Origin of the sequence: Mesorhizobium sp. B2-9-1 (genome assembly GCF_006439455.1) — a bacterium.
GTDB lineage: Bacteria > Pseudomonadota > Alphaproteobacteria > Rhizobiales > Rhizobiaceae > Mesorhizobium.
In genome coordinates, this window is the sequence record NZ_VFTP01000018.1 from 1 (window position 1) to 25,083 (window position 25,083).

Below are 25,083 nucleotides of genomic sequence, written 5' to 3' on the forward strand. Positions count from 1 at the left end.
CAGTCGACGATCCTCCTGTCCTCGGCCTCGCGCGCCAACCTCAAGGCCGGCAAGGCGTGGTAGAGTATGGCGGCGGTGTTCGAAGGCGCGTCGCCCTCGCCGGTGAAGCGCTTCATCCATACGCGGTCGACGGCGAGCAGATGGTTGAGCGTGCCGAGCATCGAGCCGAAGATGGCGCCGACGTCGCGACCGAGCTCGTCTTCGCCAAGATCGGCGGCGGCATCATAGAGACGGCCATTGGCCCATTGATTGTAGGCCGCAAACATCATGAAATGCTGCTTCATTCTTCCCACCCCGGTTACGCGAATCCGGGCCCTTCGTAACCCGCAGCAACGGACCCGCCAATGACCATTCTACTCTATGACCTCGTCGGCCATGACGTCGCCCGCCCGTTCAGCCCGCATTGCTGGAAGACCAAGATGGCACTGGCGCATAAGGGACTTGCCGCCACCAGTGTGCCGACGCGCTTCCTGGAGGTGCCGAAAGTCGAAGGCGGCGTGTCGAAGACGGTGCCAGTGATCCGCGACGGCGAGCGGGTTGTCGCCGATTCCTTCGCCATCGCGCTGTATCTCGACGAAGCCTATCCGGAACGGCCGACGCTGTTTTCCGGCGAAGGCGGCAAGGCGATGGCGCGCTTCATCGAGCGCTGGTCGCAGCTCACCATACACCCCTACATCGCGACGGTGGCGCTGACCGATCTGCATGCGATGCAGGACGAACCGAACGCGGCCTATTTCCGTGAGAATCGCGAGCAGCGCTATGGCAAGCGCCTGGAAGACGTCGTGGCCAACCGCGATGCCGGGCTCCCGGCCTTCCGCGCCGCGCTGGAGCCGCTGCGCTCGACACTCGCCTACCAGCCTTTCATCGGTGGCGAGGCGCCGCTGTTTGCCGATTACATCGTGTTCGGGGCGCTGCAATGGGGCCGCATCGCCTCGCCTTTCCGGTTGCTCGACGACGGCGACAGCATCGCCCGCTGGTTCGAGCGCTGTCTCGACCTGCACGACCGGATCGGCCGGCAGGTCGCGGCGGCGGCGTGAAGACCGCGAGTGTTGGGGCTGGCATGTTGCGCTATGAGATGCGAGCCGAGATTTGGGTCTACCCCGGCAAGGGCGGCTGGCATTTCGTGACACTACCGGTGGAGTTCGCGGCACGGATCAAGGCGGCGATGGCGGGGCTGGCGCGCCCTTGGGGCTCGCTCGGCATCACGGCGGCGATCGGCAAGACCAGGTGGCAAACATCGCTCTTTCCCGACAAGGCGTCCGGCAGCCTTCTGTTGCCGGTCAAGGCCTCGGTGCGCCAGCGCGAAGGTCTCAAGGCAGGGGATTCGCCGACGCTGACCATTGAGGTCGAGCTTTAGATCAGAGCCGACTGAAGCCGACCGGTCAAAATCCCTGTGCAGTGCCAGTCTACTTTGACCTGTCCTTGTCGCGCGCGTCTCCGTTCGGCGCATTGCCGTCGGCCAGCCTCACGCAGATCGGATCGCCCTGTTCCATGCGCACGCATTGCCATTCCGGGCCGAAGCCGAAATTCTGCTCTGCGCGCTGCGGGAAGAACAGCAGCGCGAAGGCAGCCACGGCAAGAACCACGGCCATGAAGACAATGCCCGCCATGTCGCCGCGCCTGAGGTAGGGCCAGTTCATTCGCCTCAGCTCCAAGCTGCGTCCAGCGCGTTCGCAGCCGTCCAATTATCCCGCAATGCGCTCGCCTTGACCAGAAGCCGCCTCCCCTTGGCAAGCCGCCGGGCGGCTTGTATAGAGCCCGCCACTCCAATTTCCATTCCCACAACAAGGACGACCCTATGGCGATCGAACGCACCTTCTCCATGATCAAGCCGGACGCGACCAGGCGCAACCTGACGGGCGCCATCACCAAAATGCTGGAAGACGCCGGCCTGCGCGTCATCGCATCGCGCCGCGTGTGGATGAGCCGCCGCGAGGCGGAAGGGTTCTACGCCGTCCATAAGGATCGCCCGTTCTTCGGCGAGCTGGTGGAATTCATGTCGTCGGCGCCGACCATCGTCCAGGTGCTGGAGGGCGAGAATGCCATCGCCAAGAACCGCGAAGTGATGGGCGCCACCAATCCGGCCAACGCCGCCGAGGGCACCATCCGCAAGGTACATGCACTATCGATCGGCGAGAATTCGGTGCATGGCTCGGACGCGCCCGAAACTGCCGCGCAGGAGATCAAGTACTGGTTCTCGGACACCGAGATCGTCGGCTGAGGCCCAAGCTCGAGTTTCACGGAACGGCCCGCTCCAGCGGGCCGTTTTTTTGTTTTTGAAACGGGTGGTCACATTCGCCGCCTGCCCTAGGTTCAGCGAAATTGGCAACAAAGTAGCGCTCGGCGGCTGTGAGCCGCGCTTCCGCCGAACCGTGGGAGGGAGGCATGATCAAGCCTCATGTTTCTGAAAGTGGCCTTGCCTATCCGGACGACCTCGCCCTGTTGAAGCGCATCTATGACGAGGTCTGCGAGGAGCGCGGCATCGTCTTAGGCAGTCCCGAGGCGTCGGACCTGGCGATAGAGGCGATGAGACTGTTTTCCGCCGGTGTCTTCGATGAAGTGACGATCGGCCGCCGTCTCCGAGGCGGTGGACGGGGAGACCGGGGAGTTCAGTCCCCGTCGCCATAGCGGATGACTTCCACCTTCTCCCGGGTGATCAGGCAGCTCTTGGTCTTGGTCAGTGCCTTGATCTCGGGGATCAGCGCATCGATCTTCTCCGGCGCGTCGACGATCTCGACGACGATGGGCAAATCCTGCGACAGGCGCAGGATCTTGGCGGTGTGGAGCACGCTGGAGCGGCCGAAGCCGAGCGGGCCTCTCAAAACCGTGGCGCCGGCCATGCCGGTCTCGCGCGCCTTGATGACGATCGCTTCATGCAGCGGCTTGCCGTCGGCCGCCCTGTCATCCTCGCCGAAGAAGATCCTGAGCAGCGCGCATTGCGCGGGAAGTTCCATGTTCACTTCTCCCTGATCACCTGTGTTGGCTCGATCACCTGTCGATTGGCAAGCGGTTGAGCCTGGACGCCATGAGATAGCCCAGCCACGCGGCGGCGAGCGACAGGCCGACCACACTGATGAGATAGGTCGCGGCCAGCGGCAAGTCGCCCTCGAACAGCAGAGTGAAGGTGTCGAGGCTCATCGCTGAAAACGTGGTGAGGCCGCCGCAGAAGCCCGCCATGACGAAATTGCGACTGGCGGGACCAACCATTATGCGGCCGTCCGGCCCGGTGAGCGTGGCGAAAACCACGATGATCCACGAGCCGACGATATTGACGAGAGCGGTCGACCACAGCGCGTTCAGGCCGAGCAGCGAGACGATGACATAGCCCGACAGGAAGCGGGCCAGCGAGCCGATCGCCGCGCCGCAGCCGACCGCCAGATAAAGCCGCATTGCCATCTACCTGTCCACCATCGCTCAGCCCATAGCTGCGGTGGTTGAACCAACCACCCAGGTGGTTGAACCAACCACCCAGGTGGTTGAACCAACCACCCAGGTGGCTGACTCAGTCACCCAGACCATCGCCCAAAAGCCGAGCGCGACGAACAGCACGCACAGCACCGACGAAGCGACGACGTTGAAGGCGGCGAGCCGCCCCTCGCCGTCGACCGCGAGGTTGACCGTCTGCAGGCAGAAGGACGACACCGTGGTGTAGCCGCCGAACAGGCCGACGACGATCAGGTCGCGCACGAGATCGCTGGCGAAGACGCCGCCGACCGAGCGTGCCGCGCCGGCGAAGGCGCCGATGGCCAGGGCGCCGGAAACATTGACCAACAACGTGCCCCAGGGAAAGGTCTCGCCGATGGAACGGCCGACCACGCCGGAGAGGAAAAAGCGGGAAATGCCGCCGAAGAAACCGCCGATCAGGACCAGGGCGCAAGCCGCAAGGGTCATAGCTTCAATGCCTTTCCAAACGCGATCCCAAACCGGAATCACCTCACAAGAACAGGCACGAAGCGGAGCGGAAAAACAAATCCTGCCGCGCAAGAGCACGCCTAGCAGGAGTCATCAGCCCATAAGGGCGGTTTCGGGGGAACCCCATCCCCATTTTCGAGGGAACCTAGGCGGTTGCGGCGGTGCGGTCAATTGCGACGTGCTTGAATGACGGACAGAACCGTTGAGACGGTCAGACCAGCCAGAGCATGATGCCGAAAAGCATGGAGCGGTTTTCGGGCGACATCATGCTCTGTTGTCTTCGACGCAATTCCGGACGGAAAACCGCGTCCCGTTTTTCCCGGAATTGCTCATAAAACCCGCCGGCACCCGGCGGGCAGACGTCATTTGGCTTGACGGTCTTTCACATTCGCATGGGCGTTCGCTGCCTCTGTATCGGTAGACGGCGTCTTCGTCTCCTCACCGGTGAACGGACTGCCCTGTCCAGGGGCAAGGTCGCCGCTGTGGCCGGCCTTGTTGGTCTGGAACGGCTGGCTGTCTGGGCTGAGGCCATGCTGCTCGGCATTGAACAGATGGTCGTCCGCCCGGGCAATGCCGGCAAAGGCAATCAGCGATACACTCGCGGCTGCGAGGATGAGCGTGCGCTTTTTCATGTCTGGTCTCCTTTGAGTGGCCAGATCGAGCCCGCGCATTCGGTCTGGCGGCTTAAGTGAAGGGACATTGTCCCTTTGCCTGCCCGCCATCTGCATAAGTCAACGCCCGGCGTTGCCGGTTTATTCCGGAGAAAACGGTGTCCAGGCACAAAAGTTGCGCGGTCGGGCTCGGCGCGCGACGTCAGCGCGCCATTTTCAGCAGAACCGTCTGAGGCTTGCCCGTCAGCGGATCGACCTGATGACTTGTACCGGTAACGAACATCAGCCGTTCGCCAACGGTGATACGCGCCTGCAGCGTATAGGTCCGGCCCTTCTGGATCGCCTTGGGATCGAAACCGATGTCGAACCTGATCGGCACCTGGCCGGTGGGCGCTATCCTGCGCTTGGCGATCACGATTGCCGGCGCATCGGCCAGCGAGACATCGGCGAGCTCGACCACGAGCACGGCGTCGGGCGGCAGCGCGATGCGCTCACGATAGGTCACCTCGCCCGCGATCGTCTTTTCGCCGGCGTTGGTCGCTTCCGGCACGGCGAGCACGCCGACGGCCAGCGGCACCAGCCCGAAGATGAAGAATTCCGCGATCCGGTCCAGCATGAGATTGCTCCGCCAAGCAAATCAAACCAATCGACAGGCTTGGGAAGGATTGCGGTCGTTCAATGGCCGAACCGGAGTTTTTTCTGATGCATGTCGTTGCCCCAGAACCGCTGCCCACTTCTGGGCGACATCATTATTCGCCCTGTTTCTTCCAGCGCTCCGCAGCTTGATCGTCAGCTTCCTTGGCCTCGACCCAGCCGCCCTGGGAGCCGTCGGCGCGGTGTTCCTTCTTCCAGAAGGGCGCACGCGACTTCAGGTAATCCATCAGGAAATTCGCCGCCTCGAAGGCGGCCTGGCGGTGCGACGAGGCCGCGACCACCAGCACGATATTGTCGCCCGGCGCTATCTTGCCGTGGCGATGGATGACGGTGAGCCCCTGCAGCGGCCAGCGCCCGGCGGCCTCGGCGGCGATGCGGCCGATCTCGGCCTCCGCCATGCCGGGATAGTGCTCGAGCTCGAGCGCCGAGAGCGCGCCCTGCTCGTCACGGCAAAGGCCGGAAAAAGTGACCACGGCGCCGATATCGGTCCGGCCTTTGGTCAGGCCGGCGATCTCGGCGGCGACGTCGAAGTCCTCGCGCTGGATGCGGATGGCGGGCACGACCGCACCGGCCATGTCAGCCGCCGGTCATCGGCGGAAACAGGGCGATCTCGCGTGCGCCTTCGATCTTCTCGCGATGGCCGACATGTTCCTGGTTGATGGCGACGCGAATGACGTCCGGGTATTGCAGCGCGTTTTCATACTCCTCGCCGCGCGACTTCAGCCAGCGCAGCAGATCGGCTACCGTCTCGATGCCGGCAGGCAAGTCGACGTCCTCTTCCGGCTTGCCGATCCGCTCGCGCACCCAGGCGAAATAGATGAGTTTCGTCGACATCCGCGCTTCCTACTCGTCCATGATGTGCTTGAGGCCGGCGCGGAAATAGTCGTAGCCGGTGTAGAGCGTGACAAGTGCCGCGACCCACAGCAGCACGAGGCCGATCTGCGTGGTCAGCGGAAAGATCTTGTCGCCGGCGGGGCCGACCAGCAGGAAGGCGATGGCGACCATCTGTATGGTGGTCTTCCACTTGGCGAGCTGGGTCACCGGCACCGACACCTTCAAGGCGGCCAGATATTCGCGCAGGCCCGAGACCAGGATCTCGCGGCACAGGATGATGATTGCCGCCCATAGCGACCAGCCGGCGATGCCGCCATGGCGGTCGGTGTCGGCGGCAAGCAGGAGCAGGCAGGTGGCAACCAGCAATTTGTCGGCTATCGGGTCGAGCATCTTGCCGATGTTGGAAGTCTGCTGCCAGGCGCGCGCGAAATAGCCGTCAAAGTAGTCGGTGATCGAGGCAAGCAGGAAAATGACCAGCGCCGACCAGCGGGCGAAGTCGGACGACTTCAGGTGGCCTTCAAGAAAAAAGCACAGCACGACCAGCGGCACCGCGACGATGCGGGCATAGGTAAGGATGTTCGGCAGGTTGAACGCGCGCTGTGCCATGTCGTCTCGGGAAATCTCCACCGCCAGACGTACTCAAATCAGAAGCCAATGTAGGGGGTCAACAGCCGAGATTCGATTGACCAGGGAAAAATGGCGTGAAGGTCGGCGTGAAGCACCTCGCTCTGGCCTGGGCATCCCACGTCAGACGCAGAGATTGGCAACTTCGATGTATACTCTTCTTGCACGGATGTAAGCTTTTCTTGCAACGTTGGGGGCTGGCGAAGCCCAGGCAACTTCGTCATCCACGGGCCGAGCGGCAGCGAAGCGGACGCGCAGACCCGAGGATCCATTCCGTGACCTCGCGCGAAGGGCGCAACGGAGCAGAACGGAGGTTTTCTGAACCGCTGCAACGCGTAGAGGTAACGGAATGGATTCCAGGGTCTGCGCCGCGTCGCTGCGCTCCTTGCTCCGCCCTGGAATGACGACGTGGTGGGCGTTTGAGCTAATCGCCAAGGTGCAACATCCCTCACCACACGGACGGCTTGGTCAACCTTCCGTGCTCGCGACCAGCCCTCAGCTCTCGTGGAAGTGATTGTAGACCAGCTTCGCCACATGCTCGGAAATGCCGTCGACCTTGACAAGGTCCTCGACTGCGGCGCGGCTGACCGCCTTGGCGGTGCCGAAGGCGTGGAGCAGCGCGCGCTTGCGACCGGGGCCGATGCCGGCGATCTCGTCGAGCGGGCTTTTGACCATCTCCTTCTTGCGGCGGGCGCGGTGCGAGCCAATGGCGAAACGGTGCACCTCGTCGCGCAGGCGTTGGACGAAATAGAGCACCGGGTCGCGTACCGGCAGCATGAAACTTTCCCTGCCCTTGACGAAGAAGCGCTCGCGGCCGGCGTCGCGGTCCGGGCCCTTGGCGATACCGATGGCCACCACCCTGTCCTCGACGCCGAGATCGGCAAGAATCTGGCGCACGGCCGTCATCTGGCCCTGGCCGCCGTCGATCAAGATGACGTCGGGCCAGGCCGGGAAGCCGCCATTGCCGGCGACCAGATCCTCCTCGCCGGCTTCGTCCTCGACGGTCGAGCCGGGCTGGACGTCGCCATGCTCCTTGAGCAGCCGCGAAAAGCGCCGCTGCATCACTTCGCGCATCATGCCGAAATCGTCGCCCGGCGTGATCTCGGTGGAGCGGATGTTGAATTTGCGGTACTGGTTTTTCACGAAACCTTCCGGTCCGGCGACGACCATGGCGCCGACCGCGTTGGTGCCCATGATGTGCGAGTTGTCGTAGACCTCGATACGCACCGGCGGCTTTGCCAGGCCGAAGGTCTCGGCGAAGCCGGCGAGCAGCCGCGCCTGCGTCGAGGTCTCGGCCAACCTGCGGCCAAGCGCCTCCCGCGCGTTCTGCAGCGCGTGGTCAGTCAGCTCCTTCTTCTCGCCGCGCTGCGGCACAGAGATGGATATCTTGCGGCCGGCATGGGTCGCGAGCGCCTCCGCGAGCAGTTCCTGTTCCTGCGCGGCCTGCGACAGAAGCAGCATGCGCGCCGGCAGTTTGTCGTCATAGAATTGCGCCAGGAACGAGCCCAGCACCTCCGCCGGCTCCAGCGCCGGATCGGCCTTGGGGAAATAGGCGCGGTTGCCCCAGTTCTGACCGGTGCGGAAGAAGAACACCTGGATGCAGGTCTGGCCGCCCTCCTGGTGGATGGCGAAGACGTCGGCCTCCTCGACCGTCTGCGGGTTGATGCCCTGATGTGCCTGGACATGCGAGAGCGCCGCAAGCCGGTCGCGGTAGATGGCGGCGCGCTCGAAATCGAGCTCTTCGGAGGCCTGCTGCATGGCGGCCGAAATTTCGGTCTTCACCTTCTGGCTGCGGCCGGAGAGGAAATCCTTGGCCTCGGCGACCAGCTCGGCATAGCCCTGATGCGAGATCTCGCCGGTGCAAGGCCCGGCGCAGCGCTTGATCTGATAGAGCAGGCACGGCCTTGTGCGGTTCTCGTAGAAGGAGTTGGTGCAGCTTCGAAGCAGGAAGGCGCGCTGCAGCGAGTTGATGGTGCGCCCGACGGCGCCGGCGGAAGCGAAGGGGCCGAAATAGTCGCCTTTTCGCGAGCGCGCGCCGCGATGCTTGTAGATGCCGGGCGAGACATGGTCGCCGGTCAAGAGGATATAGGGGAAGGACTTGTCGTCCCGCATCAGCACGTTGAAACGGGGCCGCAGCCGCTTGATGAGGTTGGCCTCGAGCAGCAGGGCTTCGATCTCGGTGCGGGTGACGACGAATTCCATCGTCGCCGTCTCGCGCACCATGCGGCCGATGCGGGCGGTGTGGAAGCGCCCCTGCGCGTAATTGGTGACGCGCTTCTTCAGGCTGCGCGCCTTGCCGACATAGAGAACGTCGCCGGCGGCGTTCATCATGCGATAGACGCCGGGCTGGTTGGGCAGCCGCTTGACCAAGGTCTGGATCACCTCGGCGCCCACCATGCCGTCGGCGTCGCCGGCATGCGGCGTCCAGTCGATGGCCGTGAAGGCGACCTCGGGGCCGGACGGCAAAGGCTCGGCCTCGACGATCTCCTCCGCCGCCTCGTCCTCAACGTCGATTTCGGGGTCGATATCGGGCGGCAGATCGTCGGCGGCGCCGTTTCGTTTGTCTCTTTGGGCTGCGGGACTCATTCCACCATGCCTGTCACATCGGGCGTCTGCCACGCAAGATGCTGGCCGCCATCGAGCGCGATCATCTGGCCGGTCACCGAGCGTGCCTGCCACAGATAGCGGATCGTGGCGCCGAATTCGGGCAATTGCGGGCCGCGCTTCAGGATCAGGCCCTCGACCTGGCTTTCGAAATCATCGTCATCCTGGCGCTTGTTCTTCAGTGTCGGGCCAGGACCTATGGCGTTGACGCGGATGCGCGGCCCGAGCGCCTGTGCAAGCATTTGCGTTTGCGTCCACAGAGCCGATTTCGACAGCGCGTAGGAGAAATAGCGCGGCGTTGGCCGCCAGACGCGCTGGTCGACGATGTTGACGATCAGCCCTTCCCCGTCTTGCGGCAGCGCGCGGGCAAAATTCTGCGCCAAAAGCGCCGGCGCCTTCACATGGATGGCGAAGTGGCGGTCCCAGGCCTGCCAGTCGAAATCCTCGACACGATCGTCGACAAACAACGAAGCGTTGTTAACCAGCAGCGTGACGGGTCCGAGCGCTGCTTGCGCGCCACCGACAAGGTCACCCACGGCATCCATGTCGGTGAGGTCGGCGGCGACCACGGCGGCGCGGCCGCCCTCGCCCACGATCTTCTTCGCCAGCGCCTCGGCCTCGTTACCGGAGCGATTGGCGTGGATGGCGACGGCGAAGCCGTTGGCGGCCAGATCCTCGACGATCGCCTTGCCGATCCGCCTTGCTCCACCCGTCACCAGCGCGACGGTCGTAGCTTGTTTCATGGTGTCAATCCTCAATCGGCTTCACGATTCCGGGAAGCCGGCACAATGTGACGGGCCAAGCGTTAAATGCCATTTCCACCTGGGGCAGGAATGTGGCGAAGCGGCCCGGACGCACTTCCGCCCCATCGGATTCGGGGCGCCGTTCCCGGCAATATATGTCGGCGGACCCCTTGAACCAAGCGGTGTGCAGCGCAACATGATTAGCCTGCTGACATTCGCTGTTGCGAAGATGCAACGTCAACTTTCGGCCTTATTCGCGCCGGGGAATGACCCAAGTTCAGGTTCGCTTCAGCCGCATTTCAGCACGACATTTGGAACCGTTGAGCGCCAAGCCCGTTTATCCCCCCGGACGGGCCGGGGCGTTTCATGAACAAAAAAGCCTACGTGTCTTGTGGCTTAAGGAGAGTATAACAATGAAGACCAATTTCAAATTCGCGCCGCTTGCCGCTGCGCTCGGGCTGTTCGCCTTTGCCGGCACCGCCTTTGCGGCGGACGTCGTTTCCGAAGAGCCGCCGGCTCCCGCTCCGGTTGCCGAGCTTCCGGTCGCTTCCTGGGCCGGCCCCTATGCCGGTATCAATCTCGGCTACGGCTTCGGCGGCCATGTGAAGGCCCCGGGCGTTGACGCCAAGACCAAGGGTTTCATCGGCGGCGTTTTCGGCGGCTACAACTGGCAGCAGGAGAACTTCGTGTACGGTGCTGAAGCCGACCTCGGCTATAACGGCACCAAGGGCTCGGATAACGGCCTTTCCGCTAAGTCCGGCATCGAGGGTTCGCTGCGCGCTCGCCTCGGCTATGCCGTGACCCCGGAAATCCTGCTCTACGGCACGGGCGGTCTCGCTGCCAAGAACCAGAAGATCGATGACAGTGTCACCGGCGTAAACGACAGCAAGGCCATGCTCGGCTGGACCGCCGGCGCCGGCACCGACATCAAGATCACGGACAACGTGTTCGGCCGCGTCGAATACCGCTACACCGACTACGGCAGCAAGAACTTCGGTGCCACCGGCAAGGTCAAGTCTTCGGACAACCGCGTCACCTTCGGCGTCGGTATGAAGTTCTAAGTCGTAGAAGCCACGACACGGAAAAGCCGGGCCTTGCGCCCGGCTTTTTTTGTGTTTGCAAGGCTGTTTCCTGCCCTTGTCCAGAGCTTGCTTCGAGAACTTTGAACGCGCAGGCAACAAACTTCACGCGAGCCGTATCGCCCAGGCTTCAGGGAGTCGCCGTCGACGGCGCCTGCTGGAAATCCTCATGGACTGGAATCGACTGCAGCCGGTCGAGCCATTCTGCTCTTGAGCGCATCATGACTTGCGCGTCCGCACGGTACGCGCCCGGGTCATCCAGCGTGGCGGCGTGGACATGGATCTCGGCAGGCCATCGGTCGGAGCGGAAGTAGAGCCTCGCGCCGCAGGACGGGCAGAAACCGCGAAAAGTATTCGGGCTGCTTTCATAGTGCCTGATGTCGCCGCTCCAGCTCAGCTTGTCCGGCCTCATTCCCAGAAAGGCCGTGAAGGGGGCGGATGTCGCCCGCTGACAATCGGTACAGTGACAGACCAGGTTGCGCGTGATCTCGCCCGAATAGGCCCAGGCCACAGCACCGCACATGCAATGCCCATTGAGTGCCATTGCTTCCTCCCTTGGCCGTGCGTTCCTCGATGCCAGCTCAACAACACTGACATGTCGCGGCTCGGAAGGCCGGTGCGACGAGCGGCTTACGCGCGTTTCTTTGCGACCTTGGCGAGTTTGACCTTCGGTGGCAACGTTTCGACGAATGCCAGCGCAAGGCCGAGCCAGCCGCGGAGATCCGCCTCGGCGGCTGTGCCTTCCGGCGCGACATGGACATAACCTTCCATCGAGCGCCCGCCCATCTCCATCGGGCTTGCATGGGGCCGTGCGGCTGCGGCCGCATGCGCGGCCTTGCCGACACGCACCAGCAAGCCGCGCTTCGACGTGCCGATCAGCATGTTGCCGTCGATCATGAAGCAGGTGCCGCCGAACATTTTCTGTTCGGTGAAGGCGCGCCGGCCGAGCGCCGCGCGCAGACGCTCGACCATCGGGTCGGGCGCGAGGCTGGTTGAGGGCTTTGCCATGTCACCACTCCAACTTGGGCGATGTCAGGCAAGCATGGAAACGGACGGGGTTCAAGGTGGTCTTCCCCTTCTCCCCTTGTGGGAGAAGGTGGCCGAGCGAAGCTCGGACGGATGAGGGGTGCTCCAGCTTGACGCATTCATCAGCGATGGACGGCACCGGGTTCGCCACAGTCCCACTCCGCTGGAGCACCCCTCATCCGTCTCGGCGCTATCGCGCCGATCCACCTTCTCCCACAGGGGGAGAAGGAGGCGCCGCCGTCACCCCGGCACGCAGCCCTTCAGCTCCGGAAACTTCTCATCAAACCTCGCGGCCCAGCGCACGAGCCGGCTGCGGCCCTTCTCCCATTGGCCGGGAAAGCGCAGCGCTAGATAGCCGAGGCAGGCGCGCAGCGCCATATGGCCGGCGGTGATCTTCTTCGGCAGCTTCGGCGGGTTGGTGTTGATGAGGTCGAGCGCGGCGGTGATCTTCGCCCACTGTCGATCGAGCCAGGGCTGGTAGACCATCGTTTCCGGACGCGTGCGTCGTTCATGGACCATCGACAGCGCGCAGTCGCAGATGCCGTCGGCCAGCGCCTCGAGAACTTCCGCTTCGAGCCGCTTGTCGGGATTGCGGGGGAACAGCGCGTTATTCGACAGCCGGTTGAGATGCTGGGTGATGGCGCGGCTGTCATGGATCGAACGGCCGTCCTCCAGCACCAGCACCGGGATCTTGCCGAGCGGATTGGCCGAGATCAGCTCGGCCGGCTTGTCCTCCGTCTTGACGGGCACGAGATCGATGGCGATGCCGGCATGGACGGCCGCCATGCGGACCTTCGAACTGTAAGGGGACGTGGGCGCGTAAAGCAGCTTCGGCATGATCGGCTTTCCAGTTTGTCTGCGGCACTGTCGACCGAATGGGTCTCCAGGGCAACGGCCCAGCAAGGCCAATCCAGCTTGGCCAATGCATTCTGGCAGCGCGGGCGCGGCAACAAAAAAGCTCCCGGAAGTTTTGCCTGGCAGCAAAATTTCCGAGAGCTTTAGGAGGAGTGTGTGCTCCGGCTCCGCTCGCCGTGACACCGAATTGGCGAAAGGGATGCCTGAGTGGCACCCGCCCTCACCTGTTGCGGTTCGCGAGCGAAGCTACGCGATTACTTCTTGGCGGCCGGCTTCTTGGCCGGAGCTGCCTTCTTCACGGCTGCCGGTGCCTTGGCGGCGGCGGCCTTCATCGGAGCCTTGGCAGCGGGCTTGGCCGCGGCCTTCGCTGCCGGCTTCTTGGCGGCGGGCTTGGCCGCCGGCTTTGCCGCTGCCTTGACGGCGGGCTTGGCCGCGGCCTTCGCTACCGGCTTCTTGGCGGCAGGCTTAGCCGCAGCCTTCGCTGCCGGCTTCGCTGCTGCCTTGGCCGGGGCCTTGGCGGCGGCCTTCGGTGCGGCTGCCTTCTTCACTGCTGCAGGTTTCGCGGCAGCCTTAGCTGCCGGCTTCTTTGCCGGCGCTTTCGCCGCCGGCGCCTTGGTTGTCGTCTTTGCCATGCGATGCCCCTTGCGTTTTGCCAATGGTCGTGAGTGACCCGGCGTGTCTATGCATATCTGACTCGCGACTGTCTAGCCAGCGAAGCAACACAATGATTTTCAGTTATTGAATTTTGGTTACACGAAACGCTTTAAGATGCATCTCATTGAAAAATTGTGAGCGAATCTGTCACTTTCGAAGTGATGGCCCGGCGCACAGATTTTCGCGCGGCTTCTATCGCCAGATCCTCCATCGGCCGGCGGCATAACCTTGCATCGCAATGTGAGCAGAGTGCTCATAATAGACAACAGGCCGCCGAACGTCGACTTCATCTTGTCCAGCAGAAACATCTACAGACGAACCGGCTAGATGCGACGACCAAAGCTTGAACGCTTAAAGTGAGCGTAAAGCTCATATTCAGGCGCCGCATTCAAACGCCCGCCGGGTGGCGTCCGGGCCGCAGGCGGCGCGCCGGCTCGGCCTGGTGCAGATGGACGGCGTAGGTGTCCCAGGGCGGCGAGAGCGCGATGGCGGCCAGCATGCGGCCGATCTCGCCGCGATGGTAGCTGCCGTGCAAGACGATATGGATCAGCATCTCCTGCCTCGTCATGCAGCCCCTGTTGCCGTCAGTGAAGGTGAAAGCGACAGGACCACCAAGCTCTTGCTCCGAAACGGTTTCGAGATAGTCGAGATACCAGCCGTCGATCTCAGCCAAGGCGGCGCGCAATGCGCGCGGCTCGGGCGTGTCCGGCGTATTATCGCTCGCATAGCCATGGGCGACGCCCTTCAGATGAGCGGCAAAAATCCGCGCCACGACATGGATATGGTTCATCAGACGGATCGCGGCGTGGCGTTCCCCGGCGTCGCGAGACGGGTCCATCCCGGCAAGCTTCTCCACCAATTCATCGTTCGCCCGGGCCTGATAGGCGAGCATGCCCTTCAGCAAGGTCTTGGCGCTCATCTTTGCCGCCCCATTTGCGTTGGTGAAATGAATGTGAGTATCCTGTCTATATTCTCGGGAGACGGGCCCAGCATGTCTACTCGCGTTGCAAAGCCGGCCGCACGCATGCGCAAGCAGCCGCGCCAGGCGCGTTCGATCGCCACCGTCGAGGCGATCATCGAAGCCGGTGCTCACGTTTTGAGCGAGCTCGGCTGGGCAGGCTTTTCCACCAACAAGGTGGCCGAGGCCGCGGGCGTCAGCATCGGCTCGCTCTATCAATATTTCCCCGACAAGCTCGCCCTAGTCGAAGCGATCCGGCGCCGCCACTTCGATCATGTGCTGTCGGTGATTCGCGAAGCGGCGGCCGACGAGAAGCCGCTCAGGCAATTCGCGCGCGAGCTGGTGCGCGGCATGATCGGAGCGCACTCGATCCATCCGACGCTGCACCAGGTGCTGCTCGACGAAGCACCCGGCGACCGCGGCTCGCGCGCCGCGCATGCCTCGTTCCAGGCGCGCTATCTCGAACACTATGCGGCGGCCGTCGCGCAGTATCGCAAGCGCCGCAAGGATACCGAGACGATGGCGCGCGTGCTCTCCTCGGCGATCGAGGGCGTGATCCACAATGCGGCACGGCGCAACATGCTCGACGCGCCGGAATTGCAGAAGCAGCTGGTCGAGTTGATCGAGGCTTACGTATCGGGCCGCAAGGCAGCCTGAGCGAGCGGCAGCGAAACGGCTATGAGCGGGAGCTGCTTGGAGGACTGCCGTCGGCGGACCTCTGAAAGCCAGAAGCCAACTTCCGACAGGTCGGCGGGACAGCGCCCCCCTCTGTCCTGCCGGACATCTCCCCCACCAGGGGGGAGATCAGTTGGCGCGCCGGCTTTCGCCAATCACCAACTCTACAGAATGCAGCTGAACGCCGAAGCCGGGGCGCCGTAGAGCGCCTACCTCACCAATCTATCGGCCGACGAAACTTTATCGCAGCACCCGGCAGCGGCCGTTATAGACCAGCCAGCGGTCGAAGCCCAAGACGCAGAATTCGACATTGTCGCCGATCGAGGCAAAGCCCTGACCTTCCTCGATCAGGTAGAAGATCGAACGGTCGCGGCCGTCCGTCAGGTTGACGGTGGCGCGGCAATAATGGCGGCCGATCGGCCATTCGTCGCTCGCCGGCTCATAGCGATGCTGGCGGATGTTGCGGAAATCGGTGATCGCGACGTCGGGCAGATGCGGCACGTGATGCACCTGATAGGAGAAGCGGTCGGTGATCTTGCTCAGCACCCAGGCCTCGCCGCAGACGCTGCCGTCATCCTCGGTGTAGATGGAAAGGTCGGCGGCATGCGCTGCCTGGCTGAAGCCCAGCGATGTGGCCAACGGGGTGCATAGAGAAATCAGCGCGGCAAGAGCGGAATGGGCGAAGCGAGTCATGACAGCCTCTCAAGATCGGTTCCGCGCACTGTGCGGATTCGCTTGGCGGCGGTCAAGCGGTCGCGAAATAATGTGGTGTCTCAGTTTGAAATTCGTTGCGACAGCAAGTCATGGCCGCAGTTGGGGCAAACACGGCCCGGAATGCGGCGGAGATACCAAACGCGCCCAGCGTGGAGGCGCAGGCCACATTGCGGGCAGCGGACAAGCCAGCACGCATAAACGACTAACCCGGCCTGCCCAAAGAAAAATGCCTCAAATTTATGGCCAAAATCGCTGTCAAGAACAGAAATTTCGACAACGACTAGCGCTGCGAATGCTAACCAAGCGCCATAATATTTTACTAATGGGCTCACAAACTGAGACACTACCCGAAATAAAGGTTTTTCGAAAGAGACTTGGGTTTCCGCAAAACTTCGTTCCCGACATAGCCACCTCATCAAAACGTGCCGGCAAGCAGCAGCCCGCCGATGACGGCAATGTTGATCAGGAATGCGTTGCGCAGGACCTGCCTCTCCGGCTCCTCCACGGCCCAGAAACGTAGCAGCATGACGTTCGTCGCCAGCGTGAAGGTGGCGAGCGCACCGGCGGCAAAGGACCGAGTTATGCCAACGGCAAGCAGGAAACCCGCGACGGCCTCGACCATCGAACCGACGGCCAGCATCAAGGCCGGCGCCGGAAATTTCTGCGCGGCCAGATAGTCGCGCATCGCTCCGAATTTCAGGAAATGTTCGATGCCGGCGAAGACGAACACGCCGCCGATGAGGAGAGCGCCAAGCGCTTGAATGGATTGAACGGGCATGGCGGCCTCCTCTCTCGACGACGCGCTTTGCTTTGCTCAATCCAGCGGAATGAAGGCCGGGTTGTAGACGACCTCCCATAGATGATCGTCGGGATCCTGGAAATAGCCGGCATAGCCGCCCCAGAAAGTCTTTTGCGCCGGCTTGACCACGCGCGCGCCGGCCTTGACGGCCTCGGCCATCACGGCATCGACCTCGGCCTCGCTGCCGACATTGTGGCCAATGGTGAGCTCGGTCGGGCTGCGGCCGCTCTGCGGCACCGTCGCGTCATGGGCGATGCTGGACCGTTCGAAGATGGCGAATTTCAAGCCGCCGGCGAGTTCGAAGAAGGCGACGGCGCCATGTTCGAATTCCCGCCCGATGATGCCTTCCGTCGGCAGGCCGAGGCCGTCGCGATAGAATTTGAGCGACGCTTCCAGATCGTCGACGCCGAGCGTCAATACGGTGATGCGAGCTTTCATTTCTCTCACTCCTTTCTATATTCGCGACCACAGCCGCAAACGGATGCGGTCTGACGCGAGCGCATGAAGCGCGGTGAAGTTGCGTCCGTTTTGCCATGGATGACGTGGCCGGCCTTGAAGATTTCGGCCAAAATGACCGTCGCACCGATCCGGCAACTCCCGCTGGAGCAGATCGGAGAGAGAATGGAACCGGTCCTGGCGCAGACCACCGGCTTCTTTCGCGAGCGGCCCGTCGCTGGCGGCTTGGCAGCTGCCTTCTGCGCGGTCTGGGTCCACCGGATGGACGACCGCGCCGTTCCGCCCATCGTCATCACGCCGGACGCGACGATCGACCTGCAATGGATCGACGGCCGCTTCCGCGTGGCCGGCCCCGACAAGGAGCCGCAGATCGAGATGCCGCCGGCCGGCGCGGTGATCGTCGGCTTCCGTTTCCGGCCCGGCGCGGCCGCCGGTTGGCTGGGGGTGCCGGCAAGCGAAATCGTCGGCGGGCGGCTGAGCCTCCAGGAATTATGGGGTACGCGTGCCCGCGAATTATCGGATCGCATCAAGGCTGCGAGCGATCTGCCGGCCATGCTGCGGCAATTGGAAGAGGCGGTCGGCATGCGCACCGAAGGCCGCGACGCGCTCGACCCGCAGATGGGCCGGGCCTTCGACGTCATCCACAAAGGTTTGCCGCCGGAAACGCCGCTGGTTCCCTTCCTGCAGCGCCAGCTGCATATGAGCGAACGGACGCTGCGCCGCCGCTTCGAGGACGCCTTCGGTTATGGCCCCAAGACGCTCGACCGCATCCTGCGCTTCCATCGGTACCGGCGCTTGCAACGACAGCAAGGCGACGCCTCGACCGCGCTGCTCGCCATCGAGGCCGGCTATGCCGACCAGGCGCATCTGATCCGCGAAAGCCGGCGGCTGACCGGCGTGACGCCTACGGCGCTGGCGTAAGAGAAGGCGGCGCCCTACTCGCCCGCCAGCCAATCAAGGGTCCAGCGCGACGGTTGCCGGAGGGCGAGAACCTTGTGGAGGGCCGGCAACAGCACCTTCAATTCGCGTTCCAGCGTGTAGGGCGGATTGACAACCACCAGCCCGCTGCCGTCGAGGCTGGGCTCGTTCGAGGCGGGCCGGATCTCGAAGGCGATGTCGAGCAGCTTCGGAATGCCGGTCTCCTTCAACGCCGTGCGGAAAGCGGTGACCGCCTTGCGGTCCTTGATCGGGTACCAGAGCGCGTAGATGCCGCCCGGCCAGCGCCGATGCGCCTTCTGCAGGCCTTCGACGAGCCTGGAGAACTCGCCCTCCTCCTCGAAGGGCGGATCGATGAGGACGAGGCCGCGCTTTTCCTTCGGTGGCAGTTGCGCGCCAAGCGCCAGCCAGCCGTCGAGCTCGATCACCCTTGTCTGGAAATCGCCGGCGAAGACGGATTTCAGCCGCGCCGCATCCTGGGGGTGCAGCTCGATCGCCGTCAGCCGGTCCTGGTTGCGCAGGAGATGGCGAACGATCAGCGGCGAGCCGGGATAATGCTTGAGGCCGCCGTCGGGATTTCGCGCGCGCACCGCTTCGAGATAGGGCTGAAGCAGTGCCGCCGCCCGCGGTTCGAGCGTGGACTCGACCAGCCGGCCGATGCCGGTCTGCCATTCGCCGGTCTTGCCGGCCTCGACCGAGGCAAGATTGTAGCGGCCGATGCCGGCATGGGTGTCGATGACGCGAAAAGCCTTGTCCTTATGCTTGAGATATTCGACGAGGCGAGCGAGCACGGCATGCTTGACGACATCGGCGAAATTGCCGGCGTGATAGGCGTGGCGATAATTCATGCGTGCTTACCTTCAGAGAGCATGATGTCGAGCGAACCGCTTCATCCTTTTCGGCATCATGCTCGTGGCGAACCGTTGCGGCCCCAGCGCGGCGGTGGCGGCTGCGAATTGGGATTTTTCGGGCCACCGCCGCGGCGCCCGAAGACCAGCGACAGCGCCAGTCCGGCAAGGCCGAAGCCCATCAGCGTATAGCCGGCCGGCCGCGCGCGTTCGTCGATCGAGCCGGTGCCGGCGCGCAGGATGAGATCGACCGCGCGCATGTCGATGCCGTCGGCATCGCCGGGTCCGACGGTGAAGAGGTAAGGACCGGGCGTGACCCTATCGATGACGCCGGCTTCGTCGCGAAAGATCTTGTCGGGCAGTTGCGGGCTGGCCTGGCGCGGATTGTCCGTGTGGTTGAAGGAGAGCGCCGAGGCCAGCACCGTGCGGCCGCCATGCGCCGCGGTCAGCGTCAGCACCGTGCGCTGCTGGCCCGCGACGCGCTCGGCCCGCGCGGTCAGGTCGACCAGCACCCTTACCGGAGCGTCGCTTGCGGCAAGTTGCACGGTGACGGGCCGGAAGCGGCCGCCCTCATAGACCCGATACATGCCGATCGCGTGGCCGGAAAAATTGCTCATCACCCAGGGATAGAAGATGCCGATGGCGGCACCGGCGATGAGGAGAAGGACACAGAGGAAACGCATTCAAGCCTTGGTTTTCTGAGCGAGATCGCCGCTATTTTTTGGCGGGTTCGTCTCGCGCAGCTTCGCGGACCCGTTCCATCTCGTCCAGAAACATTTCCAGGCCAAGCTCGAAAGTCTTGTCGAAGCTGGCGGCGCCGAAATAGGCGCCGGCCTTCACGACGCTCGGATAGTCGCGCGCCAGTTCCTCGTCGCTGACGGTGGTGACCGCCGAAGGCCCCTTGGCGTAGCCGGCCGTCTCGTCGAGGATCGCGCCCATCAGATAATAGCCTGCGGCGCGGAACAGGCGGGCGCTGAGCTCGGGGCCGAAGCCGCCATCCTCGAACAGGCCGATGATGGCATTGAGCTTGGCAAGGCAGGGCGGCGAGTTCATTCGGTAGACGACGATGAACGGCGCAAAGGCCGGGTGCTCGGTGGCGACACGCCGGAATTCCTGCATGCCGATGCGGGCCCGCTCGCGCCAGGGCAGCTTATCGTCGGGGATTACAAGCCCGCTCATCTGGCGGTCAACCAGCGCCTCGTAGAGATGCGCCTGCGAGGGGAAGTGGTGATAGATGCTCATCGCTTCGCAGCCGAGCCTGGCGGCGAGCTTGCGCATGGAAAAGCCGGAAAGCCCTTCCCGCTCGATCACCTCGAAGGCGGCGTCCTCGATCATCTCGCGGGAGAGTTTTCCGCGGGGTCGCTTTTTTTTGCTCGGTGCATCCATGGCGCTTGACAACTTACACTGTAAGGTTCATCTTCCGCACACCTTACATCGTAAGGCTAACAAAAACCAGAGGAGAATATCATGTCAGTCATTCGCATCGTCTCAACCGCGCATTCCTACCTTCGCTTCGCCTCGCTGATCGCCGCGGCGGGCGTGTCTGCCGCAGTGCTCGCCTCCGCGCCTGCCCGCGCCGATGACTATGACGCCGCGCTCAAGGACATCCAGTCGACGATGGGCGGTGTGCCGAGCTTCATCAAACAGTTCCCCAAGGCCGGTCTGCCCGGCGCCTGGGCCGAGGTCAAGGCCATCGAGCTCAGCGACAAGACGGCGCTGACGCCGAAGGAGAAGTCCCTGATCTCGCTGGCGGTCGCGGCGCAGATCCCTTGCAGCTACTGCATCTGGTCGGACACCCAGAACGCCAAGCACGCCGGCGCCACCGACGAGGAGATCCAGGAGGCCGTCACCATGGCGGCACTGACGCGCCATTGGAGCACCATCTTCAATGGCATGCAGGTCGATTTCGATCAGTTCAAGAAAGAGATGGGCGGAGAGTAGAGCTTATCACGGCAAAGCGGGCGGGCGCGAAACCCGCCCGCTTTTCGCCATCCCGATCGAGGCTCCAACCAAGCTTGTGGATTCGCCGCCGCCGCTGCGCCAGAGCGTTTCACCGTTTCACGGAAACGGCGAACCGCTCTATCTCTTTGTTTCGACGCAATTCCGGACGGAAAACCGCTCACACTTTTCCTGGAATTGCTCTATAGGAACAGCGCCTTGAAAAAGCCGGCACGGATCCGATATCGGACCGGCGCCGGATGGCGCTTCCGCCCCGTCCGGGCGGCCCGTTGGAGACCTGTTTGAAACGAGCGATATCGATAATCGTCACTCTGGCGCTGCTGGCATGGCTTGCCGGCGACCAGCGCTGGAAGATGGTCGGCGATGCCTTCGCCTCCATTACACCAGGCGCCTTCGCGGCAGTCGCGGCGGCGCTGTTCGTCACCTATGTGCTCAGGGCGCTGCGTGTCTGCGACGAGTTCCGCGACGACGTGAACGGCCGCTTCGGCGCCGTGCTTCGCGTCATCCTGGTCCACAATGCGATGATCAACGTCGTGCCGTTCCGCGGCGGCGAGACGGCCTTCCCGATCCTTTTGCGCCAGGTGTTCGGCGTGCCGATCGTGCGCGCCAGCGCTTCGCTGTTGTGGTTCAGGCTGCAGGACGCTTTCGTCGTCGGGGTGCTGGCCTGCCTGGTTTGGCCGGGCCTGCATCCGGCGCTGCGGGCCGCCGGCATCGCGGCGCTGATCGCCGCCGCATGGTATCTGCCGCGCTGGGCGCGCGCGCCGCACAACTGGACGGCGGGCGGCAGGATCGTCTCGACGCTCGGCAAATTGCGCGACACCTTCACCGAAGCGACGGGACGCTCGCGCTACGGCTGGTGGTGGACGATGGCCAACTGGGCGCTGAAGCTCGGCGTGCAGGGCTGGCTGCTCGCCATGCTGCTTGACACCTCGTTCCAGACCGCCTTTCCCGGCGCGGTCGGGGCAGAGGCGGCCGCCATCCTGCCGGTACAGGGTGTCGCCGGTTTCGGCACCTATGAAGCGGGCGCGGCCGCCGCACTGCTTTATTCCGGCATTGCCATGAAGGACGGCCTGCAGGCTGCGCTCGCGCTGCATCTCTTCATCCTGTGCTCGGCGGTCGCAACCGGTGCGATCGCCTGGCTGTTCCCCTCGAAATCGACGCTGCCGGAAACCCCGGCGGCGGGGCCGGCAAGGAAATGATCGCGATGAACGTGCTTCCCATTCCGGCCTCCGGATTGCCCGAGGGCGCCGTCATGCCCGAGCACAAGCTCTCCATCGTCGTCCCGATGTACAACGAAGCCGACAATGTCGAGCCGCTGCTGGTCCGCATCCATCAGGCGATGGAAAATTACAGCCAGCCCTGGGAAGTGGCGCTGGTCGACGACGGCAGCACCGACGCCACGCCCGCCGAGATCCGCCGGCTGGCGGCCCAATACGGGCCGCATGTCCATGGCGTGGAACTGGTGCGCAACTACAAGCAGACCGCCGCCATGCAGGCCGGCCTCGACGCCGCGCGCGGCGACATCATCGCGACGCTCGACGGCGACCTGCAGAACGATCCGTTCGACATTCCGCGCATGGTGTACCGCCTGCTGACCGAGGATCTCGACCTCGTCGCCGGCTGGCGCAAGGACCGCAAGGAAGGCTTCTGGATGCGCCGCCTGCCCTCGCGCATCGCCAACAGGCTGATCGCCCGCGTCACCGGGGTGCAGCTCAAGGACTATGGCTGCAGCCTGAAAGTGTTCCGCGGCAGCGTCATCCGCAGCGTGCGGCTCTATGGCGAGATGCACCGCTTCATCCCGGCCTGGCTCGCGACGGTGACGACGCCGCGCCGCATCGCCGAGGAGGTGGTGACGCACCACGCCCGCATCCACGGCCAGTCGAAATACGGCATCTCGCGCACCTTCCGCGTGGTGCTGGACCTCGTCTTCATGTTCTTCTTCCTGCGCTACCGCACGCGGCCCGGCCATTTCTTCGGCGGCATCGGCATCGTGCTCGGCGTGCTCGGCTCGCTGATCCTTGCCTATCTGTTAGCGATCAAGGTTTTCTGGGGGCAGGACATCGGCACGCGGCCGATGCTCATCACCGGCTTCTTCCTGGTGATCGCCGCGCTGCAGGCGGTGACGTCGGGCGTGCTCGCCGAGATGCTGTCGCGCGTCTATCTCGAGGCCAATGGCGCGCTCGCCTATGTGGCGCGGCCGCAGGCCGCGCATGGCGAGGGCGACGGCTGGCATTGGCCGAAGCAAGCCGGCGGCCGAGAAGGCGAAGCCGCGTAAGAAATGATCTTGCCGCTCCGGCCCCGATCGCTGCCCGCGTTGCCAACCACGCCGATTTCGCGCAACGATTTTCGCGACGGGAACGACGCGAATGAGCGATGCCGGGGCTGACGGACCCATGCTGATTACCGGGGCGCGGGCGCCGGTTGCGCTGCATCTGGCGCGCCTTTTCCATGGCGCGGGCCACAGGGTGATCCTGGCCGACACGCCGACGCGGCCGATCGCGGCGGCGAGCAAAGCCTGCGCGCGTTATCATCGATTGCCGCCGCCGCGCTTCGAGCCGCGGGCCTATGCCGATGCGGTTGAGGAGCTGATCCGGGCCGAGGGCATCGGCCTGGTCGTCCCGACCTGCGAGGAGGTCTTTCACCTTGCGCTTGCCTGGCGCGGCAGGAGCATGCCGGCAAAAATGTTCGCGCCCGATATCGAGCTGCTGGCGGAGGTCCACAACAAGCACAGCTTCATCCGGCTCGCCGAACGGCTCGGGCTGGAGGTGCCGGAAACGACGCTGCTCAGCTCGCGTAGCGATATGGAGGTCGTGCGCGGCCGCTCTCGCGAGCTGGCGTTCAAGCCGGTCTGGTCGCGCTTTGCCAGCCATGTGCTGCTGCGTCCGCCGCCCGAAGCGCTCGATGCGATCGCGCCCTCGGCCGCCATGCCCTGGGTGGCGCAGCGTTTTGTCGAGGGCGAGGAGATCAGCGCCTATGCGATGGCGCGCCAGGGCAGGCTCAAGGCGCTCGCGCTCTACCGATCGCTCTATCGTGCCGGAAAGGGCGCAGGCATCTTCTTCGAGCGGGTCGAGGACGAGGCCGCGCGCGAGCTGGTCGAGCGGATCGTGGCCGGCACCACGTGGACCGGGCAGATTTCCTTCGACATGATGCGCGAGCCGGGCGGCCGTGTGCTGCCGCTCGAATGCAATCCGCGCGCGGTGAGCGGCCTGCATTTCTTTCGCGACCCCGCGCGCTTTGTGGATGCCGTGCTCGGCGACGGTCGGGAACTCACGCCCGACGTCATCGCCCCGCAAACGGTGCGGCTCGCGATGTGGATTTACGGATTGCCGGTGGCGCTGCGTTCGGGCGGGCTTGGCGAATTCCGAAAGGCGATGCGCGGGGGCCAGGAATTGCTCAATTGGCCGGAAGATTCAGCGCCGGTTAAGGCGCAATGGCCGGCGCTGGCGGAGATTGCACAAATGGCGTTGCGCGAGCGGATCAGCCTGCAGGCGGCGTCGACGCGCGATATCGAGTGGAATGGGCCTTGTTGACGCGATTCAAGCTCCGAGCGAGCCAGGGCCGATCGGCCTGACTTCGAGCTGCAAGCCCAGCGCCTTGGTTACACCGAGCAGCGTGCTGAGGCGTGGATCGCCTTTTTCACTCAGCGCTTTGTAAAGCGCTTCGCGCGTAACGCCAGCATCCTTGGCTACAGCTGTCATACCGCGCGCACGGGCGACAACACCAAGCGCGTGCGCGATATAGGTTGCGTCGCCGGTTTCGAAGGCGTCGGCAAGGAGTTCGGCCTGGGACTCCGCGTCGTCGAAATATTCAGCAGCATCGAACGGTGTGGTTTTGAGAGCCATATTAAACCTCGTCTGCCATCTGCTTGGCTTTTCTGATGTCTCTGTCTTGGGAGGATTTGTCACCTCCGCAAAGCAGGATGATGATGGTGCTGCCGCGCCGGACGAAATAGACGCGGTAACCCGGCCCGTAGTCGATCCGAAGCTCGCCTATGCCTTCGAAGAATTTGGCATCCCCCAACAGACCGGCCCCAACACGGATAAGCCTCTGAGCGATCTTCCTGGCAGCCCGGATATCCTTGAGGTCCCGCAGCCACTTCCTGAATTCCTCGGTCTGCCGAACATCGATCATATGTGAACTAT

Annotated in this window: 35 protein-coding genes, 1 pseudogene and 1 riboswitch; of the genes and pseudogenes, 11 read left to right on the plus strand and 25 right to left on the minus strand. The window is 63.8% G+C overall.

What is annotated here, in order from left to right:
• The coding region (locus tag FJW05_RS23050) for a DinB family protein (protein WP_246673607.1) at positions 1-284 on the minus strand (284 nt) is incomplete at its 3' end.
• A gap of 60 nt (positions 285-344) precedes the next feature.
• Between FJW05_RS23050 and FJW05_RS23055 the strand changes: the two genes are divergently transcribed.
• A complete protein-coding gene (locus tag FJW05_RS23055) occupies positions 345-1,037 on the plus strand; it encodes a glutathione S-transferase family protein (RefSeq protein WP_140635947.1) in 693 nt (230 codons plus the stop codon).
• 23 nt (positions 1,038-1,060) lie between these two features.
• Positions 1,061-1,357, plus strand: a complete 297-nt coding sequence (locus FJW05_RS23060) for a DUF1905 domain-containing protein (RefSeq protein ID WP_140540923.1) — start codon at positions 1,061-1,063, stop codon at positions 1,355-1,357.
• A 49-nt stretch (positions 1,358-1,406) separates the two neighbouring features.
• Here FJW05_RS23060 and FJW05_RS23065 read toward each other — a convergent pair whose 3' ends face one another.
• A complete protein-coding gene (locus tag FJW05_RS23065) occupies positions 1,407-1,640 on the minus strand; it encodes a hypothetical protein (RefSeq protein WP_140540922.1) in 234 nt (77 codons plus the stop codon).
• Positions 1,641-1,798: 158 nt separating this feature from the next.
• Between FJW05_RS23065 and ndk the strand changes: the two genes are divergently transcribed.
• Positions 1,799-2,221, plus strand: coding sequence for a nucleoside-diphosphate kinase (ndk, locus tag FJW05_RS23070; protein ID WP_027165590.1), 423 nt, complete (start codon positions 1,799-1,801; stop codon positions 2,219-2,221).
• 164 nt (positions 2,222-2,385) lie between these two features.
• Positions 2,386-2,628 carry a hypothetical protein gene (locus tag FJW05_RS23075; RefSeq protein ID WP_140635949.1) on the plus strand — a complete coding sequence of 81 codons (243 nt, stop codon included), beginning with the start codon at positions 2,386-2,388 and terminating at the stop codon, positions 2,626-2,628.
• On the opposite strand, the gene FJW05_RS23080 is transcribed toward FJW05_RS23075, so the two are convergent.
• The 10 genes and pseudogenes from FJW05_RS23080 to FJW05_RS23130 form a co-directional block, all read right to left on the minus strand.
• The gene (locus FJW05_RS23080; protein ID WP_027165589.1) at positions 2,610-2,954 is read right to left on the minus strand and encodes a DUF190 domain-containing protein; all 345 of its coding nucleotides are present in this window, start codon (positions 2,952-2,954) and stop codon (positions 2,610-2,612) included. The genes FJW05_RS23075 and FJW05_RS23080 overlap by 19 nt on opposite strands.
• A gap of 34 nt (positions 2,955-2,988) precedes the next feature.
• A complete protein-coding gene (crcB, locus tag FJW05_RS23085) occupies positions 2,989-3,396 on the minus strand; it encodes a fluoride efflux transporter CrcB (protein ID WP_140635951.1) in 408 nt (135 codons plus the stop codon).
• Between the two features lie 105 nt (positions 3,397-3,501).
• A pseudogene (gene crcB / locus FJW05_RS23090) lies at positions 3,502-3,891 on the minus strand (fluoride efflux transporter CrcB); the annotation flags it as partial.
• A gap of 98 nt (positions 3,892-3,989) precedes the next feature.
• A riboswitch (Fluoride riboswitch) is annotated at positions 3,990-4,052 on the minus strand.
• A 222-nt stretch (positions 4,053-4,274) separates the two neighbouring features.
• Positions 4,275-4,544 (minus strand): hypothetical protein, encoded by a 270-nt coding sequence (locus FJW05_RS23095; RefSeq protein WP_140635955.1) that lies wholly within the window; start codon positions 4,542-4,544, stop codon positions 4,275-4,277.
• A 181-nt stretch (positions 4,545-4,725) separates the two neighbouring features.
• On the minus strand, positions 4,726-5,139 hold the full coding sequence (locus FJW05_RS23100) for a YbaY family lipoprotein (RefSeq protein ID WP_140635957.1): 414 nt from the start codon (positions 5,137-5,139) through the stop codon (positions 4,726-4,728).
• 133 nt (positions 5,140-5,272) lie between these two features.
• Entirely contained in the window at positions 5,273-5,752 is a 480-nt protein-coding gene (locus FJW05_RS23105; protein ID WP_140635959.1) for a molybdenum cofactor biosynthesis protein MoaE, read from the minus strand.
• A gap of 1 nt (position 5,753) precedes the next feature.
• Positions 5,754-6,011, minus strand: a complete 258-nt coding sequence (gene moaD / locus FJW05_RS23110; RefSeq protein WP_095767047.1) for a molybdopterin converting factor subunit 1 — start codon at positions 6,009-6,011, stop codon at positions 5,754-5,756.
• Between the two features lie 9 nt (positions 6,012-6,020).
• Positions 6,021-6,617 (minus strand): CDP-diacylglycerol--glycerol-3-phosphate 3-phosphatidyltransferase, encoded by a 597-nt coding sequence (gene pgsA, locus FJW05_RS23115; protein WP_040984724.1) that lies wholly within the window; start codon positions 6,615-6,617, stop codon positions 6,021-6,023.
• 513 nt (positions 6,618-7,130) lie between these two features.
• Complete coding sequence (gene uvrC / locus FJW05_RS23125) at positions 7,131-9,221, minus strand: excinuclease ABC subunit UvrC (protein WP_140635963.1); 2,091 nt, start codon at positions 9,219-9,221, stop codon at positions 7,131-7,133.
• Positions 9,218-9,982: an SDR family oxidoreductase gene (locus tag FJW05_RS23130; RefSeq protein ID WP_140635965.1), complete on the minus strand. Its 765-nt coding sequence runs from the start codon at positions 9,980-9,982 to the stop codon at positions 9,218-9,220. The genes uvrC and FJW05_RS23130 overlap by 4 nt, the downstream gene beginning before the upstream one ends.
• 413 nt (positions 9,983-10,395) lie before the next feature.
• On the opposite strand from FJW05_RS23130, the gene FJW05_RS23135 reads away from it, so the two are divergent.
• Positions 10,396-11,043: an outer membrane protein gene (locus tag FJW05_RS23135; RefSeq protein WP_140635967.1), complete on the plus strand. Its 648-nt coding sequence runs from the start codon at positions 10,396-10,398 to the stop codon at positions 11,041-11,043.
• A gap of 148 nt (positions 11,044-11,191) precedes the next feature.
• On the opposite strand, the gene FJW05_RS23140 is transcribed toward FJW05_RS23135, so the two are convergent.
• The 5 genes from FJW05_RS23140 to FJW05_RS23160 all read right to left on the minus strand — a co-directional run bounded on the left by FJW05_RS23140 (position 11,192) and on the right by FJW05_RS23160 (position 14,515).
• A complete protein-coding gene (locus tag FJW05_RS23140; protein ID WP_140635969.1) occupies positions 11,192-11,605 on the minus strand; it encodes a GFA family protein in 414 nt (137 codons plus the stop codon).
• A gap of 86 nt (positions 11,606-11,691) precedes the next feature.
• Positions 11,692-12,069 carry a TfoX/Sxy family protein gene (locus tag FJW05_RS23145; RefSeq protein WP_140635971.1) on the minus strand — a complete coding sequence of 126 codons (378 nt, stop codon included), beginning with the start codon at positions 12,067-12,069 and terminating at the stop codon, positions 11,692-11,694.
• A gap of 258 nt (positions 12,070-12,327) precedes the next feature.
• Complete coding sequence (locus FJW05_RS23150; RefSeq protein ID WP_140635973.1) at positions 12,328-12,924, minus strand: glutathione S-transferase; 597 nt, start codon at positions 12,922-12,924, stop codon at positions 12,328-12,330.
• A 272-nt stretch (positions 12,925-13,196) separates the two neighbouring features.
• Positions 13,197-13,574, minus strand: a complete 378-nt coding sequence (locus FJW05_RS23155; protein ID WP_181165047.1) for a hypothetical protein — start codon at positions 13,572-13,574, stop codon at positions 13,197-13,199.
• Positions 13,575-13,984: 410 nt separating this feature from the next.
• Positions 13,985-14,515, minus strand: coding sequence for a DinB family protein (locus FJW05_RS23160; protein ID WP_140635975.1), 531 nt, complete (start codon positions 14,513-14,515; stop codon positions 13,985-13,987).
• Between the two features lie 105 nt (positions 14,516-14,620).
• On the opposite strand from FJW05_RS23160, the gene FJW05_RS23165 reads away from it, so the two are divergent.
• Positions 14,621-15,211, plus strand: coding sequence for a TetR/AcrR family transcriptional regulator (locus FJW05_RS23165; protein WP_140541114.1), 591 nt, complete (start codon positions 14,621-14,623; stop codon positions 15,209-15,211).
• A gap of 258 nt (positions 15,212-15,469) precedes the next feature.
• Here FJW05_RS23165 and FJW05_RS23170 read toward each other — a convergent pair whose 3' ends face one another.
• From FJW05_RS23170 to FJW05_RS23180, 3 genes are all read right to left on the minus strand, one after another.
• The gene (locus FJW05_RS23170) at positions 15,470-15,922 is read right to left on the minus strand and encodes a hypothetical protein (RefSeq protein ID WP_140635977.1); all 453 of its coding nucleotides are present in this window, start codon (positions 15,920-15,922) and stop codon (positions 15,470-15,472) included.
• A 436-nt stretch (positions 15,923-16,358) separates the two neighbouring features.
• The gene (locus FJW05_RS23175; protein WP_140635979.1) at positions 16,359-16,721 is read right to left on the minus strand and encodes a DoxX family protein; all 363 of its coding nucleotides are present in this window, start codon (positions 16,719-16,721) and stop codon (positions 16,359-16,361) included.
• Positions 16,722-16,757: 36 nt separating this feature from the next.
• Positions 16,758-17,180, minus strand: coding sequence for a VOC family protein (locus tag FJW05_RS23180; protein ID WP_095767036.1), 423 nt, complete (start codon positions 17,178-17,180; stop codon positions 16,758-16,760).
• 183 nt (positions 17,181-17,363) lie between these two features.
• Here FJW05_RS23180 and FJW05_RS23185 point away from each other — a divergent pair, with 183 nt between their 5' ends.
• Positions 17,364-18,119 carry a helix-turn-helix domain-containing protein gene (locus FJW05_RS23185; RefSeq protein ID WP_140635980.1) on the plus strand — a complete coding sequence of 252 codons (756 nt, stop codon included), beginning with the start codon at positions 17,364-17,366 and terminating at the stop codon, positions 18,117-18,119.
• A 14-nt stretch (positions 18,120-18,133) separates the two neighbouring features.
• On the opposite strand, the gene FJW05_RS23190 is transcribed toward FJW05_RS23185, so the two are convergent.
• The 3 genes from FJW05_RS23190 to FJW05_RS23200 are packed head-to-tail and all read right to left on the minus strand — an operon-like array spanning position 18,134 to position 20,317.
• Positions 18,134-18,982 carry a 23S rRNA (adenine(2030)-N(6))-methyltransferase RlmJ gene (locus FJW05_RS23190; RefSeq protein WP_140635982.1) on the minus strand — a complete coding sequence of 283 codons (849 nt, stop codon included), beginning with the start codon at positions 18,980-18,982 and terminating at the stop codon, positions 18,134-18,136.
• Positions 18,983-19,038: 56 nt separating this feature from the next.
• The gene (locus FJW05_RS23195) at positions 19,039-19,665 is read right to left on the minus strand and encodes a hypothetical protein (RefSeq protein WP_140635984.1); all 627 of its coding nucleotides are present in this window, start codon (positions 19,663-19,665) and stop codon (positions 19,039-19,041) included.
• A gap of 31 nt (positions 19,666-19,696) precedes the next feature.
• Positions 19,697-20,317: a TetR/AcrR family transcriptional regulator gene (locus FJW05_RS23200; protein ID WP_246673608.1), complete on the minus strand. Its 621-nt coding sequence runs from the start codon at positions 20,315-20,317 to the stop codon at positions 19,697-19,699.
• Between the two features lie 132 nt (positions 20,318-20,449).
• Between FJW05_RS23200 and FJW05_RS23205 the strand changes: the two genes are divergently transcribed.
• The 4 genes from FJW05_RS23205 (at position 20,450) to FJW05_RS23220 (ending at position 24,471) form a co-directional block, all read left to right on the plus strand.
• Positions 20,450-20,923: a carboxymuconolactone decarboxylase family protein gene (locus FJW05_RS23205; RefSeq protein ID WP_140635988.1), complete on the plus strand. Its 474-nt coding sequence runs from the start codon at positions 20,450-20,452 to the stop codon at positions 20,921-20,923.
• Positions 20,924-21,222: 299 nt separating this feature from the next.
• Positions 21,223-22,140: a lysylphosphatidylglycerol synthase domain-containing protein gene (locus FJW05_RS23210; protein WP_140635990.1), complete on the plus strand. Its 918-nt coding sequence runs from the start codon at positions 21,223-21,225 to the stop codon at positions 22,138-22,140.
• Between the two features lie 5 nt (positions 22,141-22,145).
• Positions 22,146-23,216 carry a glycosyltransferase family 2 protein gene (locus FJW05_RS23215; protein WP_140635992.1) on the plus strand — a complete coding sequence of 357 codons (1,071 nt, stop codon included), beginning with the start codon at positions 22,146-22,148 and terminating at the stop codon, positions 23,214-23,216.
• A 91-nt stretch (positions 23,217-23,307) separates the two neighbouring features.
• Positions 23,308-24,471 (plus strand): hypothetical protein, encoded by a 1,164-nt coding sequence (locus FJW05_RS23220; RefSeq protein WP_140635994.1) that lies wholly within the window; start codon positions 23,308-23,310, stop codon positions 24,469-24,471.
• Positions 24,472-24,477: 6 nt separating this feature from the next.
• On the opposite strand, the gene FJW05_RS23225 is transcribed toward FJW05_RS23220, so the two are convergent.
• Positions 24,478-24,783 carry an addiction module antidote protein gene (locus FJW05_RS23225; RefSeq protein ID WP_140540881.1) on the minus strand — a complete coding sequence of 102 codons (306 nt, stop codon included), beginning with the start codon at positions 24,781-24,783 and terminating at the stop codon, positions 24,478-24,480.
• Position 24,784: 1 nt separating this feature from the next.
• Positions 24,785-25,072 carry a type II toxin-antitoxin system RelE/ParE family toxin gene (locus tag FJW05_RS23230; protein ID WP_140635996.1) on the minus strand — a complete coding sequence of 96 codons (288 nt, stop codon included), beginning with the start codon at positions 25,070-25,072 and terminating at the stop codon, positions 24,785-24,787.
• Positions 25,073-25,083 lie beyond the last annotated feature (11 nt).

Excerpts from the sequence above, each read along its gene's own strand:
- FJW05_RS23055 (WP_140635947.1), top strand. The coding sequence starts at position 345 with ATGACCATTCTACTCTATGACCTCGTCGGCCATGACGTCGCCCGCCCG.
- FJW05_RS23060 (WP_140540923.1), top strand. The coding sequence starts at position 1,061 with ATGTTGCGCTATGAGATGCGAGCCGAGATTTGGGTCTACCCCGGCAAG.
- FJW05_RS23065 (WP_140540922.1), bottom strand. The coding sequence starts at position 1,640 with ATGAACTGGCCCTACCTCAGGCGCGGCGACATGGCGGGCATTGTCTTC.
- ndk (WP_027165590.1), top strand. The coding sequence starts at position 1,799 with ATGGCGATCGAACGCACCTTCTCCATGATCAAGCCGGACGCGACCAGG.
- FJW05_RS23075 (WP_140635949.1), top strand. The coding sequence starts at position 2,386 with ATGATCAAGCCTCATGTTTCTGAAAGTGGCCTTGCCTATCCGGACGAC.
- FJW05_RS23080 (WP_027165589.1), bottom strand. The coding sequence starts at position 2,954 with ATGGAACTTCCCGCGCAATGCGCGCTGCTCAGGATCTTCTTCGGCGAG.
- crcB (WP_140635951.1), bottom strand. The coding sequence starts at position 3,396 with ATGGCAATGCGGCTTTATCTGGCGGTCGGCTGCGGCGCGGCGATCGGC.
- FJW05_RS23095 (WP_140635955.1), bottom strand. The coding sequence starts at position 4,544 with ATGAAAAAGCGCACGCTCATCCTCGCAGCCGCGAGTGTATCGCTGATT.
- FJW05_RS23100 (WP_140635957.1), bottom strand. The coding sequence starts at position 5,139 with ATGCTGGACCGGATCGCGGAATTCTTCATCTTCGGGCTGGTGCCGCTG.
- FJW05_RS23105 (WP_140635959.1), bottom strand. The coding sequence starts at position 5,752 with ATGGCCGGTGCGGTCGTGCCCGCCATCCGCATCCAGCGCGAGGACTTC.
- moaD (WP_095767047.1), bottom strand. The coding sequence starts at position 6,011 with ATGTCGACGAAACTCATCTATTTCGCCTGGGTGCGCGAGCGGATCGGC.
- pgsA (WP_040984724.1), bottom strand. The coding sequence starts at position 6,617 with ATGGCACAGCGCGCGTTCAACCTGCCGAACATCCTTACCTATGCCCGC.
- uvrC (WP_140635963.1), bottom strand. The coding sequence starts at position 9,221 with ATGAGTCCCGCAGCCCAAAGAGACAAACGAAACGGCGCCGCCGACGAT.
- FJW05_RS23130 (WP_140635965.1), bottom strand. The coding sequence starts at position 9,982 with ATGAAACAAGCTACGACCGTCGCGCTGGTGACGGGTGGAGCAAGGCGG.
- FJW05_RS23135 (WP_140635967.1), top strand. The coding sequence starts at position 10,396 with ATGAAGACCAATTTCAAATTCGCGCCGCTTGCCGCTGCGCTCGGGCTG.
- FJW05_RS23140 (WP_140635969.1), bottom strand. The coding sequence starts at position 11,605 with ATGGCACTCAATGGGCATTGCATGTGCGGTGCTGTGGCCTGGGCCTAT.
- FJW05_RS23145 (WP_140635971.1), bottom strand. The coding sequence starts at position 12,069 with ATGGCAAAGCCCTCAACCAGCCTCGCGCCCGACCCGATGGTCGAGCGT.
- FJW05_RS23150 (WP_140635973.1), bottom strand. The coding sequence starts at position 12,924 with ATGCCGAAGCTGCTTTACGCGCCCACGTCCCCTTACAGTTCGAAGGTC.
- FJW05_RS23155 (WP_181165047.1), bottom strand. The coding sequence starts at position 13,574 with ATGGCAAAGACGACAACCAAGGCGCCGGCGGCGAAAGCGCCGGCAAAG.
- FJW05_RS23160 (WP_140635975.1), bottom strand. The coding sequence starts at position 14,515 with ATGAGCGCCAAGACCTTGCTGAAGGGCATGCTCGCCTATCAGGCCCGG.
- FJW05_RS23165 (WP_140541114.1), top strand. The coding sequence starts at position 14,621 with ATGCGCAAGCAGCCGCGCCAGGCGCGTTCGATCGCCACCGTCGAGGCG.
- FJW05_RS23170 (WP_140635977.1), bottom strand. The coding sequence starts at position 15,922 with ATGACTCGCTTCGCCCATTCCGCTCTTGCCGCGCTGATTTCTCTATGC.
- FJW05_RS23175 (WP_140635979.1), bottom strand. The coding sequence starts at position 16,721 with ATGCCCGTTCAATCCATTCAAGCGCTTGGCGCTCTCCTCATCGGCGGC.
- FJW05_RS23180 (WP_095767036.1), bottom strand. The coding sequence starts at position 17,180 with ATGAAAGCTCGCATCACCGTATTGACGCTCGGCGTCGACGATCTGGAA.
- FJW05_RS23185 (WP_140635980.1), top strand. The coding sequence starts at position 17,364 with ATGGAACCGGTCCTGGCGCAGACCACCGGCTTCTTTCGCGAGCGGCCC.
- FJW05_RS23190 (WP_140635982.1), bottom strand. The coding sequence starts at position 18,982 with ATGAATTATCGCCACGCCTATCACGCCGGCAATTTCGCCGATGTCGTC.
- FJW05_RS23195 (WP_140635984.1), bottom strand. The coding sequence starts at position 19,665 with ATGCGTTTCCTCTGTGTCCTTCTCCTCATCGCCGGTGCCGCCATCGGC.
- FJW05_RS23200 (WP_246673608.1), bottom strand. The coding sequence starts at position 20,317 with ATGATCGAGGACGCCGCCTTCGAGGTGATCGAGCGGGAAGGGCTTTCC.
- FJW05_RS23205 (WP_140635988.1), top strand. The coding sequence starts at position 20,450 with ATGTCAGTCATTCGCATCGTCTCAACCGCGCATTCCTACCTTCGCTTC.
- FJW05_RS23215 (WP_140635992.1), top strand. The coding sequence starts at position 22,146 with ATGAACGTGCTTCCCATTCCGGCCTCCGGATTGCCCGAGGGCGCCGTC.
- FJW05_RS23220 (WP_140635994.1), top strand. The coding sequence starts at position 23,308 with ATGAGCGATGCCGGGGCTGACGGACCCATGCTGATTACCGGGGCGCGG.
- FJW05_RS23225 (WP_140540881.1), bottom strand. The coding sequence starts at position 24,783 with ATGGCTCTCAAAACCACACCGTTCGATGCTGCTGAATATTTCGACGAC.
- FJW05_RS23230 (WP_140635996.1), bottom strand. The coding sequence starts at position 25,072 with ATGATCGATGTTCGGCAGACCGAGGAATTCAGGAAGTGGCTGCGGGAC.